12 protein-coding genes are annotated in these 14,722 nt (G+C 64.0%); 6 read left to right on the forward strand and 6 right to left on the reverse strand.

What is annotated here, in order from left to right:
- Positions 1-307 precede the first annotated feature (307 nt).
- Positions 308-880, forward strand: a complete 573-nt coding sequence (locus OYT13_RS03095) for a cytochrome b (RefSeq protein ID WP_017232552.1) — start codon at positions 308-310, stop codon at positions 878-880.
- A gap of 176 nt (positions 881-1,056) precedes the next feature.
- Here the strand turns inward: OYT13_RS03095 and OYT13_RS03100 are convergent, their stop codons facing one another.
- From OYT13_RS03100 to OYT13_RS03120, 5 genes are all read right to left on the reverse strand, one after another.
- Positions 1,057-1,764, reverse strand: a complete 708-nt coding sequence (locus OYT13_RS03100) for an OmpW/AlkL family protein (protein WP_051060084.1) — start codon at positions 1,762-1,764, stop codon at positions 1,057-1,059.
- A gap of 140 nt (positions 1,765-1,904) precedes the next feature.
- Entirely contained in the window at positions 1,905-2,534 is a 630-nt protein-coding gene (locus OYT13_RS03105; protein WP_268567230.1) for a LutC/YkgG family protein, read from the reverse strand.
- Positions 2,531-3,940 (reverse strand): lactate utilization protein B, encoded by a 1,410-nt coding sequence (locus OYT13_RS03110; RefSeq protein ID WP_017232549.1) that lies wholly within the window; start codon positions 3,938-3,940, stop codon positions 2,531-2,533. The genes OYT13_RS03105 and OYT13_RS03110 overlap by 4 nt, the downstream gene beginning before the upstream one ends.
- Positions 3,937-4,719 carry a (Fe-S)-binding protein gene (locus tag OYT13_RS03115; RefSeq protein WP_017232548.1) on the reverse strand — a complete coding sequence of 261 codons (783 nt, stop codon included), beginning with the start codon at positions 4,717-4,719 and terminating at the stop codon, positions 3,937-3,939. The genes OYT13_RS03110 and OYT13_RS03115 overlap by 4 nt, the downstream gene beginning before the upstream one ends.
- A 79-nt stretch (positions 4,720-4,798) precedes the next feature.
- Positions 4,799-6,505, reverse strand: a complete 1,707-nt coding sequence (locus OYT13_RS03120; protein ID WP_017232547.1) for a lactate permease LctP family transporter — start codon at positions 6,503-6,505, stop codon at positions 4,799-4,801.
- 323 nt (positions 6,506-6,828) lie between these two features.
- Between OYT13_RS03120 and OYT13_RS03125 the strand changes: the two genes are divergently transcribed.
- From OYT13_RS03125 to OYT13_RS03140, 4 genes are all read left to right on the forward strand, one after another.
- On the forward strand, positions 6,829-7,545 hold the full coding sequence (locus OYT13_RS03125; protein ID WP_150562346.1) for a FadR/GntR family transcriptional regulator: 717 nt from the start codon (positions 6,829-6,831) through the stop codon (positions 7,543-7,545).
- A gap of 94 nt (positions 7,546-7,639) precedes the next feature.
- Positions 7,640-10,174 carry a transglycosylase domain-containing protein gene (locus tag OYT13_RS03130; protein WP_442796480.1) on the forward strand — a complete coding sequence of 845 codons (2,535 nt, stop codon included), beginning with the start codon at positions 7,640-7,642 and terminating at the stop codon, positions 10,172-10,174.
- Between the two features lie 170 nt (positions 10,175-10,344).
- On the forward strand, positions 10,345-11,256 hold the full coding sequence (locus tag OYT13_RS03135; protein ID WP_268567231.1) for a LysR family transcriptional regulator: 912 nt from the start codon (positions 10,345-10,347) through the stop codon (positions 11,254-11,256).
- A 175-nt stretch (positions 11,257-11,431) separates the two neighbouring features.
- Complete coding sequence (locus OYT13_RS03140; protein ID WP_268567232.1) at positions 11,432-12,637, forward strand: NAD-dependent formate dehydrogenase; 1,206 nt, start codon at positions 11,432-11,434, stop codon at positions 12,635-12,637.
- Between the two features lie 165 nt (positions 12,638-12,802).
- On the opposite strand, the gene OYT13_RS03145 is transcribed toward OYT13_RS03140, so the two are convergent.
- Positions 12,803-13,522 (reverse strand): glutathione binding-like protein, encoded by a 720-nt coding sequence (locus OYT13_RS03145; RefSeq protein WP_039830110.1) that lies wholly within the window; start codon positions 13,520-13,522, stop codon positions 12,803-12,805.
- 183 nt (positions 13,523-13,705) lie between these two features.
- On the opposite strand from OYT13_RS03145, the gene OYT13_RS03150 reads away from it, so the two are divergent.
- Positions 13,706-14,599: a LysR family transcriptional regulator gene (locus OYT13_RS03150; protein WP_017233086.1), complete on the forward strand. Its 894-nt coding sequence runs from the start codon at positions 13,706-13,708 to the stop codon at positions 14,597-14,599.
- Positions 14,600-14,722 lie beyond the last annotated feature (123 nt).

A 14,722-nucleotide genomic window follows, 5' to 3' on the forward strand; every position in this document is an offset into this window, starting at 1 on the left:
CCTGCGAGGACAGGAGGGGGCGGAAGAAAAGGGGGGCGAGCGTTACGGGCAAAAAAGAAAGCCCCGCGAGCGGGGCTTAAAGGCCGACCGAGCGTGCGTCGGCCAAGGAGGTTCATCGCAGCGGGGCGCGAACATCGAGTGGGGGGCGCGCTTCAGACTTATTGTCGGCATAGTCGATCTACCTATGGGAAGGAGTATTCCGAATGTCAGGGGGGAACGTTGGGTAACAAATGTGACAATTGGCGACCTTTTCTTGTCGCGGGACGAACGCGATAATGGGGGACCCCAAACTCGAGGAACTCCCCAGATGGATAACACGATCAAGTTCCGCTCGCGCGGTTCGTCGCTCTTGCCCGGTGAGCGGTACGCGCCGACCTCGGTTTTCTTTCACTGGGTGATCGCATTGCTGATTGTGATCGCCTATGCCGCCGTCATTATCAAAGGCTATTTGCCGAGAGGGAGTGCGCCACGTGCGTTATCACTCACGATCCACGAATGGGCTGCGCTCGCGGTGTTGGTGCTGGCCGTGCCGCGCTTGCTCATTCGATTGATCAAGGGCGCGCCGGCGGCGCTGCCAGGCCAAGCGTGGTGGGCGCGAGCCGGGTCGTCGGCCGCACATCTGCTGCTCTATCTGTTCATGTTTGCGCAGCCGGTGCTGGGCTATCTGACGCTCAATGCCCAGGGGCATCCGCTCACGATTCCAGGCCTGGATATCGCGCTGCCGCAGTTCATTGCGAAAGACGAACAGACGGGGCGTTCGATCAAGGAGATTCACGAGACGATCGGCAACGCGTTCTATTGGGTGATCGGCTTCCATGCGCTGGCGGCGCTGTGGCACCACTACTTCCGTCGCGACGATACGTTGCGACGCATGCTTTAAAAGGGATTTTTGCGTCGCCCGCTCTGAGGGGACATTGCGCGGCGCCTCCCCGGGCGCCGCGTGTGTGCGGGTGCGGTGCTGCCCAGCAAGGCACGGGCGAGCGCGCTGGCCGTTTGTAACGGCCAGCGCGTTTCGGCGTTTGACCCGAACGTTTCTCTTGCGCGCCCGCAGGGGTATCAGAACGTTACGCCAAGCCCCACGCCAACGATCAACGGATCGATGTGGAGCGTGCCCAGATCGGTTCCGCCAAGCGAGGTATCCGTCTTCATCCAGACCTTCTTGACATCGATGTTGACGAACAGATGCTTCGTCATTTGAACGTCCACACCCGCTTGCAGTGCCGGACCGAAGCTGTGGTTCGTGATCGAGATCGGCGTGCCGCCCGCCTGCAGGTTGCTGTTCCAGAAGCGCGAGTAGTTGACGCCTGCACCGACATACGGACGTACCTTGCCCGCGTGATTGAAGTGATATTGAAGCAGCAGCGTCGGTGGCAATACGTTCAGGCTGCCGAGGTTCCCGATGCTGGACGTCAGTTGATGACGTGACATGCCAAGAATCAGTTCAACACCAACGTTGTCGAGAATCATGTAGCTGAAATCCAGCTCCGGCACGATGGCGTTGTTCACGCTCACCCCCAGCGTTGGCAACACGCTGCCGCTTGCATGCGAGTCCGGCAAAATGCCGATGACGCGAACGCGTGCGAGGATGTCGCCGGCGTAGATCCCTTGCGAGCTGTCCTTGATGAAGCCGAAGCGTTTGGCTGACTCGACCGGGGCGTTGTCGGTCGTTTGTGACGTTGCCTGTGCCGCCGCGAACGGGCTGAAGACGGCGGCACAGCTGACGAATGCGGCGGCGATGGCCGTAGCGCCAAGAGAGAGCTTCATGGTGGTTTCCATAGTCGTGAGTGAGCCCGACCGATGGTAGAAGCCGCCTCCCGTGGCGAACTTGATGCGCGTCAAGTGCGGGAGAACGCAGGGGCGCTGTGCGACAAAGCGTCGCGGCGCCGGGCTGCGTTGGGACGCAATCAGTCGCGAGGCAGCAACACGACCGTGAGGGAACGCACGCCCTGGGCGCCTTGAATCAGCACGCCTTCGATATCGGCCGTTGCGGACGGTCCGGTGACGAGGACCGCGTAACGCGCCGACGCAAAGTCGGGCAATCGATAGATGTCCTGCAGGCCATCGACGATGTCGCGTGGGTCGAGCAGCACCACGAGATGCTGCACGAGATAGCCGAGCGCGTTCACTCCGTACTCCTGCTCGGAGAGCCAGACGGAGCCGGTCTCCGCAACGCCGAAGCGCGCACGCACGATGGCGACGTCGACGTCATGCAGCGATGCCGGCGCGCGCGCGACGTCGAGCAGTGCCGCCGAGGCGGCCTCCGCCGTTGCGGTGACGGGCGTCACGCCGGGAAACCGCTCGGCAAGCCACGCAGGCAGTTCACGCGCGTGGTCGAGCGTCGCGAGTTTGCCGCCCATCGCAACGAGATTCAGGCCAAAGCGCTCGCACCGGTCGCCCTCGGGTGTCTCGAAGACCGGCAGTACGGGCAAGGGAAACGGTTCGTACGCCCCGTCGACAGTCCGTTCGTCATCACGCAGCGATACGCGCTGCGCGGCGCGCACGCGCACGAGAAATTCGTTGCGGGACGTGCTCATGGCGTCTCCTTGCTTGTCGCGTCGCGCGATGTTCGATTGGCGTCGTACCAGTCGCGGAAGGTCTGGGTAGGGGCGTCGGGCAGATCGCGCCCCTTGCCCCACGTGTTGAGGGGGTTGTAGAGCACCAGGTTCGGCAGACGGTGCAGGGCGACGTTCATCGATTTGATCGATGTGCGATACAGCACCGGATTGGCGAGCAGCTTGCCCGCGACCTTGATCAGGCTGCGCTTGACGCGGGGCAATTCACCTTCCTCTGCCACGATCTGCCGCCACTTGTACAACTGCTCGTGAATATTGATGCGCACCGGGCAGACGTTGGTGCAACTGCCATTCATCGTCGATGCGAACGGCAGCGCGCTGTAGCGCTTGAGGTCGGAGGCGGGATTGAGAATGGCGCCGATCGGCCCTGCGTAAGTGCTGCCGTACGACAGGCCACTACTGCGTCGGTAGACCGGACACGTATTCATACAGGCCCCGCAGCGAATGCATTTGAGCGAGTACCAGAAGTCGTCCATCGCGAGACGCGCCGAGCGGCCGTTGTCGACGATGACGAAGTGCATCTCCGTACCCGGACGCGGCGCGCGAAAGTGCGACGTGTATTGGGTGATGGGCGACCCGAGGGCGCTGCGCGACAACAAGCGGATGAAAACACCGAGGTCGGCCGTGCGCGGAATCAGCTTTTCGATGCCGATGGACACGATGTGCACCGGCGGTACGTTGGCCGACAGATCGGCATTGCCCTCGTTGGTGCACACCACGACCGTGCCGGTTTCCGCGACGGCGAAGTTGCAGCCGGTCATGCCGGCGCCCGCTTCGAGAAACGCCGGACGCGTGGTCTGACGCTGACTCTCGGCCAGATAGTGCACGTCGTCGTTGTCGGGGTCAGTGCCGAGCGTGCGGCCGAACAGCTTTGCGACGTCGCCCCGCAGCTTGTGCACAGCAGGCACGACCACATGCGACGGCGGCTGCTTGTCGAGCTGCTGAATGCGCTCGCCAAGATCGGTCTCCATGACTTCGACGCCGCGCGGTTCGAGATACTCGCGCAATTCGCATTCGTCGGTGAGCATCGACTTGCTCTTGACGAGTGTCTTGACGCCATGCGCCGCAAGAATGCCGTGGACGATGGCATTGTGCGCCGCGGCGTCGAGCGCCCAATGAACCTTTACGCCATTGGCTTCGGCTTGTGTCGAGAATCGGTCGAGGTAGTCTCCCAATCGCGAGAGCGTGTGTTCCTTGATCTGCGACGCGAGCGTGCGCAGTGTTTCCCACTCGCCAATGGAGGCGGCCTGCGCGTCGCGCTTCATCCGCAGATCCCACAGGCGCTTGTCGTGAAATGCCACGTGCGCGGTTTTCGCGAGAAACGCCTCAGCCTGTCTGGCGTGATTCACGCGCTCGGCCCGGCTCATGCCGTCACCTGCGCATGCGCCGCCGGCGCGAGGGTGTCGAGGTCGACGCCATTGAGGACTTGAGCGATATGCAGGAAGCGCATCGGTGTCTGCGCGCGTGCCGCGCAACCTTTCTGATGCATCAGGCAAGACATGTCGGCGGAGACGATGAACTGCGCGCCCGCGTCGAGGTGGTCCTGCACCTTGTCCTGCCCCATCTTGACCGAGACGGCCTGCTCGGACACGGAGAATGTGCCGCCGAAGCCACAGCATTCGTCGGGACGACGCGGCGCCGCGAAGCGGATGCCGCGCACGCCGTCGAGCAGCGTGCGTGCCTTCGACCATGGCTCGCCGGGAATCTCGCTGGCAGACGCCGCATGCAGGTGGCGGATGGCGCTGCAACTGTTATGCAGCCCGACGGTGTACGCAAACTCGGCCCAGGGAAAGTGGCGGACCTTGAGCACATCGTGGAGAAACTCGGTGAGTTCGTAGGTGTTGGCGCGAACGGCGGCCGTGCGCTCCGACTCGCCCGCTGCGCTCAGGTGCTTGCGCACGTGATGCACGCAACTCGACGACGGCGCCACGATGTAGTCGTAACCGGCGAAGTTGTCGACGAAGAGCGACTCGGCGCCCGCGGCGTCGGCTTCGCAGCCGTTGTTGGCCAACGGCTGTCCGCAACAGGTCTGACGGCGCGGGTAATCGACGCTCACGCCGAGTTTCTCCAGCAACTCCAGCGTGGCGATGCCGACTTCGGGAAACAGGGCATCGATGAAACAGGGGACGAACAAGGCCGCTTTCATGGGATTCTCCAACAGGGGACGACACACTCGCCGCGGCACACAATCGGCGCCACGGCGAGTGTCTACAACGACGACCGACTCAATGCACCAGCATCCCCGTGAGCCAGTAAGCCTGCACCAGCGTCATCACACCGGCGAGCAAGACGAACATCAGGCTGTGCCAGACGGTGAAGCGGAACAGATCGGCTTCCTTGCCGATCAGGCCGGTGGCCGCGCAAGCCACCGCGATCGATTGCGGGGAAATCATCTTGGCGGTCACGCCGCCGGTGGTGTTCGCGGCCACGAGTAGCGTGTTCGACACACCGATCTGCTGCGCGGTGGTGCTTTGCAGACTCGCAAACAACGCGTTGGACGACGTGTCGGAACCGGTCAGGAACACTCCCAGCCAACCGAGCAGCGGCGAGAAGAACGGGAACGCCGCGCCCGTGTGCGCGAGCAACAGCGCAAGCGTCGTCGACATGCCCGAATAGTTCATGACGAATGCAAACGCCAGCACGAGACCGATGGCCAGCACGGGCTTCTTCAGCGCCATGACGGTTTCGAAGAAGCTTTTCACACCGTCGACAGGCTTCATGCGCAGCAGGGCCATCGAGAGCAGTGCCGCAATGAAGATCGCCGTGCCCGTCGCCGAGAGGGCATCCCACTTGAAGATGGCGTCCATCGGGGTTGTCTTGGCGACGATGGGCGCGGCCTTGGACACCAGGCGGTCGAGCCCGGCCACGTGCAGCGACGGCACGGTCCACGCCAGCGGGCCTGTTGCGGCGAACAGTGCCTTGAAGGCGGGCAGGCTCCAGATCGTGACCATGCCGGTCAGGATCAGGAACGGCGACCAGGCACGCAGGACCTGGCCGGCGGAGTAGGGCGACGCTGTCGCGCCGTGCGCCGATCCGCCACCAAGACCACCGAATCCACCCAGGGCTGCGCTGCCGCCCGACATCGACACGCCGGAATGGGCCCGCGCGGCGGACGTCTTCGGCTGCCACACCTTCAGGAAGCTGGCGAGGCACACGAGCGAGAACAGCGACGAGATGATGTCCGGCAGTTCCGGTCCGATATAGTTCGACGAAAAGTACTGCGCGACGGCGAAACTGCCCCCCGCCACAAGCGCAGCAGGCCACGTTTCCTTGACGCCACGCTTGCCGTCCATGATGAATACGAGCCAGAACGGGACGAAGGCGGAGAGCAGCGGCAGTTGGCGTCCGGCCATTGCGCCGATATGGAATGCGTCGATGCCGCTCACCTGACCCGCCACGATGATCGGAATGCCCATCGCACCGAAGGCTACGGGCGCGGTGTTGGCGATCAGGCACAGGCCTGCGGCGCGCAGCGGCTCGAAGCCGAGGCCGACGAGCAGCGCGGCGGTGATGGCCACCGGCGCGCCGAAGCCCGCCGCACCTTCAAGAAACGCGCCGAACGAGAAACCGATCAGCAGCATCTGAAGCCGCTGGTCGTTGGTCAGCGAGACCACCGAGCTGCGAATGATGTCGAACTGTCCGGTCTTGACGACCACACGATAAAGAAAGACCGCAGTGATGATGATCCAGGCGATGGGCCACAGACCGTAAGCGAAGCCATACACGGCGGACATGGCGGCCATTCTGGCCGGCATGCCGAAGTAAGCGACGGCGATGATCAGTGCGATCCCAACGGTCAGCGCGCCCGCGACATGCGCTTTCATGCGCAGTCCCGCCAGGGCGACAAAGAATACGATGATCGGTAGCGCGGCCATGAGCGCCGCGATCCATAGCGTGCCACCCGGCACGTAGTTCTGTACCCACACTTCCACTTGCGTCTCCTCGATTTGGTGATCGATTGCTATAAGGCTTGGTCAGGCGGTGTCGCCGTGCGCGCGGCCGCGTCTGAATGGCGGTTGGCACGACGGTTGGCACGGACGTGTCGTCCGGCTGACGCGATGATCGACACCCGTGAAACGTTCGGGCAAACTGGTCGTACCAGTTGCTGTGAATGCGAGCCGACAGGGCAAAATCGCGGCATAGGCAAAACACGCGCCGACGACGCACGCCCAGGCATCGAGGTGCTCGTGTGTCGCAACTTGGGCGCCGCGTCGCCATCGACGCACGCATCTGTCCGATTGCAGGAGACGTCACCGTGAGCGGTCCCACTTTGACCGAGCGCATCACACGCGAACTCGAGACCCGTTTGATCGAAGGCGTATGGGCGCCAGGCGAGCGCATTCCGTCCGAGCGTGCGCTGGCGCTGTCGCTGGGCGTGGCACGCTCGACGGTGCGCGCCGCGCTTCAGCGTCTCGTTGCCCGCGGCTTGCTCAAGACGCGCGCCGCGTCGGGCGTTTATGTCTCGGATCGTCTGCAGACGGGGTTGATTTCGCCGTGGCGGCAACTCGTGAGCGATCATCCGGAATTGCGTCCGGACATGCTCGAGTTTCGCCTGATGCTGGAGGGCACCACCGCCTATCTGGCGGCCGTGCGGGCGACCGATGAAGATCTTGCGCGCCTGTCCGAACTGGTCGATGGACTGGTCGACGCGCACGAGCGCGGCGACACGGTGCGCGAGTCACGGCTCGACGGTGATTTTCATACGGCGCTCGCGAACGCGTCGCACAATGCGATGCTTCGACACCTGCAAGGCAGCGTGACCAAGATGCTCCACGAGCACATCTCACTCAACAACTCGGGGCTGTTCGATCTGCGCGAGCAGGCGTCGGAAACTATCCTCGCGCACCATCTTGCACTGTGGGAGGCCATCCGTACCCGCCAGCCCGAAGCGGCGCGCCGCATCATGCGCGAGCATATCGGCTTCGTGTGGCGCAAGCTCGAACCGGACTCGCCGGCGCCGATCGTGCCTTGAGCTTGCCGGGTTCGTCCGTCGGTTTTGGTAGGATGCGGACTTTGCCACGCCATCCCCCATCGTGAAGCGCCCGATTTCGTCGCTGTTCTCGTCGCTGTTGCATGCCATTGCCCAGACGGGCCGGTATGGTCTGCGTCTCGCACAACCCCTGAAGCCGTATGCGGCCCGTGCGTGGTTTCACGTGCGTCACCCCACGCGCCGGGGCGTGCTCATTGCCGTCGCGGCGCTGCCGTGCCTGCTTGTCGCGTACACGTTGATCCTGATTCCATTCACGCCGAGCATCCGCGACATCCGGCGCGCCAGGATCGACCGACCGGCGCAGGTGCTGTCGGCCGACGGTAAGCTGCTTGCCGAATTTCGGCCGGCGAACCGTGAATGGGTGCCGTTGAAAGACGTGTCGCCGAACGTCGTCAGGGCACTGGTTGCGACGGAAGACCACCGCTTTTACGAGCATCATGGCATCGACCTGAAGCGCACCGCATCGGCGGCGCTGCACACGTTCTCCGGCGACCGGCAGGGCGGGTCGACCCTCACGCAGCAGCTCGCGCGCAATCTGTATCCGGACGAGATCGGCCGGGCGCCCACGCTCACGCGCAAGCTCAAGGAAGCGATCACCGCTCTGAAAATCGAAGCGCTTTACACCAAGCCTGAGATTCTCGAGACATACCTGAACACGGTGCCGTTCCTGTACAACGCGTACGGTATCGAGATGGCCGCGCGCACGTACTTCGACAAGTCGGCCGACCAGCTCGATTTGCTCGAAGCCGCCACGCTCGTCGGCATGCTCAAGGGCAACAGCTATTACAACCCGGTGATCAACCCGGAGCGTGCGCTGCAACGTCGCAATACCGTGCTCGCCCAGATGGTCAAGTTCGGAGGGCTCGATGCGTCGAAGCTCCCCGCGTTGCAGAAACGCCCGCTGCGCATCAACTTCGAACGGCAGACCGAGGAGCCCGGGCCCGCACCGCACTTTGCCCAGCAATTGCGCAAGTGGTTGATCGGCTGGGCCGATCGTCACGATTACAACATTTATTCCGACGGCCTCGTCGTGCATACGACCATCGACTCGCGCTTGCAGACGATGGCCACGCAGGCGCTCACCCATCAGGCCAATCAACTGCAGAGCATTGCCGACGCGAACTGGTCGGCACGCGGTGGCTGGCGCGACAGCGCGGCGCTGGTGCATGCGTTCGTGCGCGAATCGGCGGAGTATCGCAACGCGGTGGCGGGAGGAGAGGCGCCGGACGCGGCGATGAAGCGCCTGCTCGCCGACAAGACGTTCATGCAGAATCTGCGCGCAACGAAGACCCGGGTGCAAGCCGGCTTTCTGGCGCTCGATCCGCGCACGGGTGAAATTCGCGCGTGGGTCGGCAGCCGCGACTTTATGACCGATCCCTTCGATCACGTTCAACAGGCGCGGCGGCAGCCGGGGTCGACATTCAAGGCCTTCGTGTATGGCGCCGCGTTCGTCAAGGGCAGAACGCCGGATGACACCATCGTCGACCAGGTCGTCGACATTCCGCTTGCGGGCGGCGAGATCTGGCGACCGAGCGACGACACCGCGCCGACCAACAAGCCCATGACGTTGCGCGACGCGCTGGCGCAGTCGCGCAACACCGTCACGGCACAACTGATGCAGGACGTGGGGCCGTCGCGTGTGGCCGGCCTGGCGCGGGCAATGGGCGTGCGCGAGAGCAAGCTCGATCCGGTGCCGTCGCTGGCGCTCGGCACGAGCCCTGTCTCACTCAAGGAGATGGTGAGCGCATACGGCACCATCGCGGATGGCGGAGAGTATCGCGAGCCGACGATGGTCACCGAGATCACGAACAGCGACGGTGACGTGCTCGCCACGTTCTCACCCGCGCGCGCCGAGCGAGCGCTTTCCGTGAACGACGACTACACGTTGCTCGATACGCTGCGGGGAGTCATCAATCGCGGCACGGGCACTGCGATTCGCACACGTTTCGGCATTCGCGCCGATGTGGCGGGCAAGACCGGCACGACGCAAGACAATGCCGATGGCTGGTTCATTCTCATGCAGCCCCAGTTGGTGGCGGGGGCGTGGGTCGGCTTCAACGACAGTCGCGTGACGCTGCGCAGCGATTACTGGGGGCAGGGCGCGCACAGCGCGTTGCCGATCGTCGGCGACGTGTTCTCGCGCGCCTTGCGCTCGAAGGTGATCGATGCGAATGCGAAGTTCGAAGCGCCGGATAACCACCATTGGTATAGCGACGGGTGGACGCGCGTCTCGGATTGGGTGACGGGGCTGTTCACGAAGACGCCCGAACCGGCGCACAAGGCGAAGGCGCCGGTGAAGCATTCGGTGGCACCGGCGCCCGTCCAGGCAACGACGGACGCCACGCCCACCACTGCGAGCGATAGCGGGCCGCTGCCGGTGCCGGTCGCGTCGGCCGTGCTGGCGCAGCCCGAGTCAGGTCTGCCCGCGAGCACGCCATATGGCACCACGATTCCGGGCGTGCCGGGCGAGTGGAACGGCCCGGGCGCGGCGTCGTCGAACGGTGCAACCACGCCCTCCGGTTCGGCGGGCGGCATGCCGTCACCCCAGTCCGTGATGCCGTTGCCTGCTGCACCCAACCCCGTTTCGCCGGCTTCCACCGTCGCGCACTAAGCGGCGACCAAAGGGCTCGGATAGGGCGTGCCGCCCGGTGGTCGCCGGGCGGATTTTCCATAACAGTTATGCAACATTCTCATGACCGGTGGGTCATGGCATGCGTTATATTCATTCGTATATAGCGGTGGTGCAGGCGCTCGCCGCAACATCGGACGGAGACGCGGGCCATGTTCATTCGGCAGTTGAGTTATCTCGTGGCGCTATCGCAGGCGCAGCACTTCCGGCGCGCGGCGGCGTTGTGCAACGTGTCCCAGCCAACCCTATCCGGTGCGATCCGAAGTATCGAAGAGGAGTTCGGATTGCCCATCGTACGACGCGGACGTCGCTTCGAGGGGTTCACTCCGGAAGGGGAGCGCGTGCTTGCCTGGGCGCGTCAGGTGCTGGCCGATTGTGAGGGCTTGCGGCAGGAGGTGAGCGCCAGTCGGCGCGAAGTCACCGGGTGCTTGCGCGTCGGCGCGATTCCCACCGCATTGCCGCTCGTGCCGCTGCTCACCGATGCCTGTCTGCGCGACTTCTCCGGCATGCGTCATGAGGTCTTCACGCTCTCGGCAACGCAGGCACTGCGCCAGCTATCCGAACTCGATCTGGATGTCGGGTTGAGCTATCTCGACGACCCGCGGTTGAGCGAGTTCGACACCGTCCCCTTGTTCCGCGAACGCTATGTGTTGATCGCGCGCGACGCATCGATACTGGCCGGACGCTCGTCGCTGTCGTGGCATGAGGCGGCGAAACTGCCGTTGTGTCTGCTCACGGGCAATATGCAATGCCGCCAAGGGATCGACGCGGCGCTCGCGCGTGCGGGCACGTCGGCGTTGCCGCGCGTGGAGACGGATTCGCTCATGGCGTTGTATGCCCACGTGCGATGCGCGGGGCTCTTCAGCATCGTGCCGCATAGCGTGCTGTGCCTGGCGGAAATGCGCGATGAGCTGCACGCGGTGCCATTGCAGCCGGCGTTGCATCGTGAGATCGGTCTGATCCTGCGCGTGCGACAGCCGCGTCCGCCCTTGCTCGAAGCCGCCATAGCTGCCTTCCGCTCGGTCAATTTGCAAGCGCGGCTGGATGCGCTGTTGCCGGTCTGACGACGCGTCCGCCTCCCCCTTTGCGCTCGATCTGATAGGTCGGGCCGATCAACCGATCGGCAGGAACGATTTTCCAGGCGCGCCTGAGACGCCGATGATTGGTCTCAATGCAGCGACGCTGTCATGCGTTGCCGATGCAGACTGCTGACCCATAACCTTTCAGGAGCGAGACATCATGGCCAAGATTGTGTGTGTACTGTACGACGACCCCGTCACCGGATACCCGAAAACCTACGCCCGCGACGACCTACCCAAGATCGAGTGCTACCCGGATGGCCAGTCTCTGCCGACGCCGCGTGGCATCGACTTTGCACCCGGGGCCCTGCTCGGCAGTGTGTCGGGCGAGCTGGGTCTTCGTCGATACCTTGAATCGAACGGCCACCAACTCGTGGTGACCTCGAGCAAGGATGGCGATGACAGCGTGCTCGATCGAGAATTGGCCGACGCCGAAATCGTGATCTCACAACCGTTCTGGCCCGCCTACATGACGGCCGAGCGCATCAAGCGCTCGAAGAAGTTGAAGATGATCGTGACCGCAGGCATCGGCTCGGACCATACCGATTTGCAGGCCGCCATGGAACACGGCATCACGGTTGCGGAAGTGACGTACTGCAACAGCAACAGCGTTGCCGAACACGTGATGATGACGACGCTCGCGCTCGTGCGTAATTACCTGCCGTCGTATCAATGGGTGCTAAAGGGCGGCTGGAACATCGCCGATTGCGTGTCGCGTTCGTACGATCTGGAAGGCATGCACGTGGGAACGGTCGCGGCCGGCCGAATCGGTTTGCGTGTGTTGCGTCTGATGAGGCCGTTCGGCACGCATCTGCACTATCTCGATCGTCACCGCCTGCCGGTGTCTGTCGAGAAGGAGCTGAACCTCACGTACCACTCGAGTCTCGAGAGCCTTGCAAAGGTTTGCGACGTGGTGACGCTGAACTGCCCGTTGCATCCGGAAACGGAGCACATGATCAACGCCGATAGCCTGAAGCACTTCAAACGTGGCGCCTATCTGGTCAATACGGCGCGCGGCAAGCTCTGCGATCGCGATGCCGTGGCGGCCGCGCTGGAGAGCGGACAGCTCGCGGGTTATGGCGGGGACGTGTGGTTTGCGCAACCGGCGCCGGCGGATCATCCGTGGCGACAAATGCCGCATCACGGCATGACGCCGCACATCTCCGGCACGAGCCTCTCCGCGCAAACGCGCTACGCCGCCGGGACTCGCGAAATTCTGGAATGCTATTTGGAGAACCGTCCAATTCGCAACGAGTATCTGATCGTGCAGGGCGGCAAGCTCGCCGGGGTGGGCGCGCATTCGTACAGTGCCGGTAATGCCACGGGCGGATCCGAGGAGGCGGCGCGCTTCAAGACGTCGGCCTGACGTCGGCATCGGGTGGGCCGACGCGGCCTCGTCCATGCGGTAACGCCCGCCCCGCCGGATCGTCCGTCAGACGTCCGGCGGGCGCGTGACGGCTTCGCGCCGCTTAGCGCCAACTCACATTCGCAGGCCGATCGTCGCATCGACATTCCGGCCTGATCCGGGTGCTCAGGCGGAGCGCTTCGGAATGTCGAGGCCTCGAATCACGGCGGGACGCGCAACGAACGCGTCGAGCGCGCGTCGCACGTGCTTGAACTGGTCGAAGCCGACCAGCTCCCCCGCCTCGTAGAAGCCGACGAGGTTTCTCACCCACGGGAACGTAGCGATATCGGCAATCGTGTACTCGTCGCCCATGATCCACCGGTGTGTCGCCAGGCGCGCGTCGAGCACGGCAAGCAGGCGCTTCGCTTCGTTCACGTACCGGTCGCGCGGACGCTTGTCTTCGAAGTCCTTGCCCGCGAACTTGTGGAAGAAGCCGACCTGACCGAACATCGGCCCCACGCCCCCCATCTGGAACATCACCCATTGCAGCGTTTCGTAACGCGCGGCCGGATCGGCGGGCAGCAGCTTGCCGGTCTTCTCGGCGAGATACCAGAGAATCGCGCCCGACTCGAACAGCGGCATCGGCTTGCCGTCGGGGCCATTGGGATCGAGGATCGCGGGAATCTTGTTGTTGGGGTTGAGTGCGAGAAACTCGGTCGAGAGTTGGTCGTCGGTCGAGAAGTTCACCAGGTGCACTTCGTAAGGCAGCCCGATTTCTTCGAGCATGATCGAGGCCTTCACGCCGTTGGGGGTGGGCAGCGAATACAGTTGCAGACGCTCGGGGTGCGCGGCAGGCCACTTGCGCGTGATGGGAAACTGGGACAGATCGGCGGATAGATCGGACATGAGGATCGATGCGTTCGTGTTGGAGCGACGCGCAGCGCCGCGGGACGACCAATATACCGCCAAGTCGCCAGGCTTGCCGGGCGCGGTGGCGTCGGGCTTTTCCGGTAGACTGCTCGCACTTTGACCCGTCGCGCGGAGGCTGTCTGCGCAGGCGAGACACGAAGCACCTTCCTCGGCCAGACCATGGAACTCAGGCATCTTCGATATTTCATTGCGGTGGCAGAGCAGTTGAGCGTGCGCGCGGCGTCCGAAATTCTGCATGTGACGCAACCGGCCGTCTCCCGGCAGATCCGGGATCTCGAAGAGACCATCGGGGCGGCGCTCTTCACGCGCACGGCGCGCGGCCTCGTGCTGACCGCTGCCGGAACGGCCTATCTCGCTGAAGCCCGTGACATCCTCGCCCGTGTCGAAAGCGCGAACCGTACCGCACGGCGCCTCGCGTCGGGCGTCACCGGCCGGTTGCGCATCGGCTTTGTCGAGAACGCGTCCTGGGATGGTCTGGTGCCCGCCGCCTTCAATGCCTTTCAACGCGCCACGCCAGACGTGGCGCTCGAACTGATACCGATGAACACGCCCGAGCAGCTCGACGCCATCGCGGCTGGCACGCTGGACGGCGGGTTTTGTTATCGTTTCGGCGCGTTGCGCGAAGGATGCGCCGAGGTGCCCCTGCTCGAACACGATGTCGTCCTCGCAGTGCCGGCAGACTGGCCGTTGGGGCGCGAGGGAGACGTGGACATCGCGTCGCTTCGCGCGCACCCCTTCGTGGCCTTTCCGCGCGCGGTTTATCCCGCGTACTACGATCGTTTGATCGCCGCATGCGCCGAGCGTGGCTTGACGCTCGACATTCGTCAGGAAGTATCGACCGAGGCGGCGATCCTGTCGCTGGTGTCTGCGGGTGTCGGGCTGGCGATCGTCAACGATGCGAACCGCGACCGGCCGCCGGCACGTGTGCGTTTTGCCGCCATTCGCGATCTCTCGGTGCGGCTGCCGTTGGCCTTCTGTCACTCGGCCCAGCATCCGCCGCAGCCCGCCCTGCAACGGTTCATCGAGCAGTTGGCGACCGTTCAGGCGGCTTGACGACCACGGGGACCACGAAATGCGGCGGCAACCGCCGCGGCTTCGGGCGATGCGTTTGAGGCATCACCCAGGTCAATGAACGGCATTGGTCAAGCATTTTTGCGTCTGCGATAGTGAATTCAC

This window comes from Pandoraea sp. XJJ-1, assembly GCF_026802345.1.
Classification (GTDB): domain Bacteria; phylum Pseudomonadota; class Gammaproteobacteria; order Burkholderiales; family Burkholderiaceae; genus Pandoraea; species Pandoraea cepalis.

Excerpts from the sequence above, each read along its gene's own strand:
- OYT13_RS03095 (WP_017232552.1), top strand. The coding sequence starts at position 308 with ATGGATAACACGATCAAGTTCCGCTCGCGCGGTTCGTCGCTCTTGCCC.
- OYT13_RS03100 (WP_051060084.1), bottom strand. The coding sequence starts at position 1,764 with ATGAAGCTCTCTCTTGGCGCTACGGCCATCGCCGCCGCATTCGTCAGC.
- OYT13_RS03105 (WP_268567230.1), bottom strand. The coding sequence starts at position 2,534 with ATGAGCACGTCCCGCAACGAATTTCTCGTGCGCGTGCGCGCCGCGCAG.
- OYT13_RS03110 (WP_017232549.1), bottom strand. The coding sequence starts at position 3,940 with ATGAGCCGGGCCGAGCGCGTGAATCACGCCAGACAGGCTGAGGCGTTT.
- OYT13_RS03115 (WP_017232548.1), bottom strand. The coding sequence starts at position 4,719 with ATGAAAGCGGCCTTGTTCGTCCCCTGTTTCATCGATGCCCTGTTTCCC.
- OYT13_RS03135 (WP_268567231.1), top strand. The coding sequence starts at position 10,345 with ATGTTCATTCGGCAGTTGAGTTATCTCGTGGCGCTATCGCAGGCGCAG.
- OYT13_RS03140 (WP_268567232.1), top strand. The coding sequence starts at position 11,432 with ATGGCCAAGATTGTGTGTGTACTGTACGACGACCCCGTCACCGGATAC.
- OYT13_RS03145 (WP_039830110.1), bottom strand. The coding sequence starts at position 13,522 with ATGTCCGATCTATCCGCCGATCTGTCCCAGTTTCCCATCACGCGCAAG.
- OYT13_RS03150 (WP_017233086.1), top strand. The coding sequence starts at position 13,706 with ATGGAACTCAGGCATCTTCGATATTTCATTGCGGTGGCAGAGCAGTTG.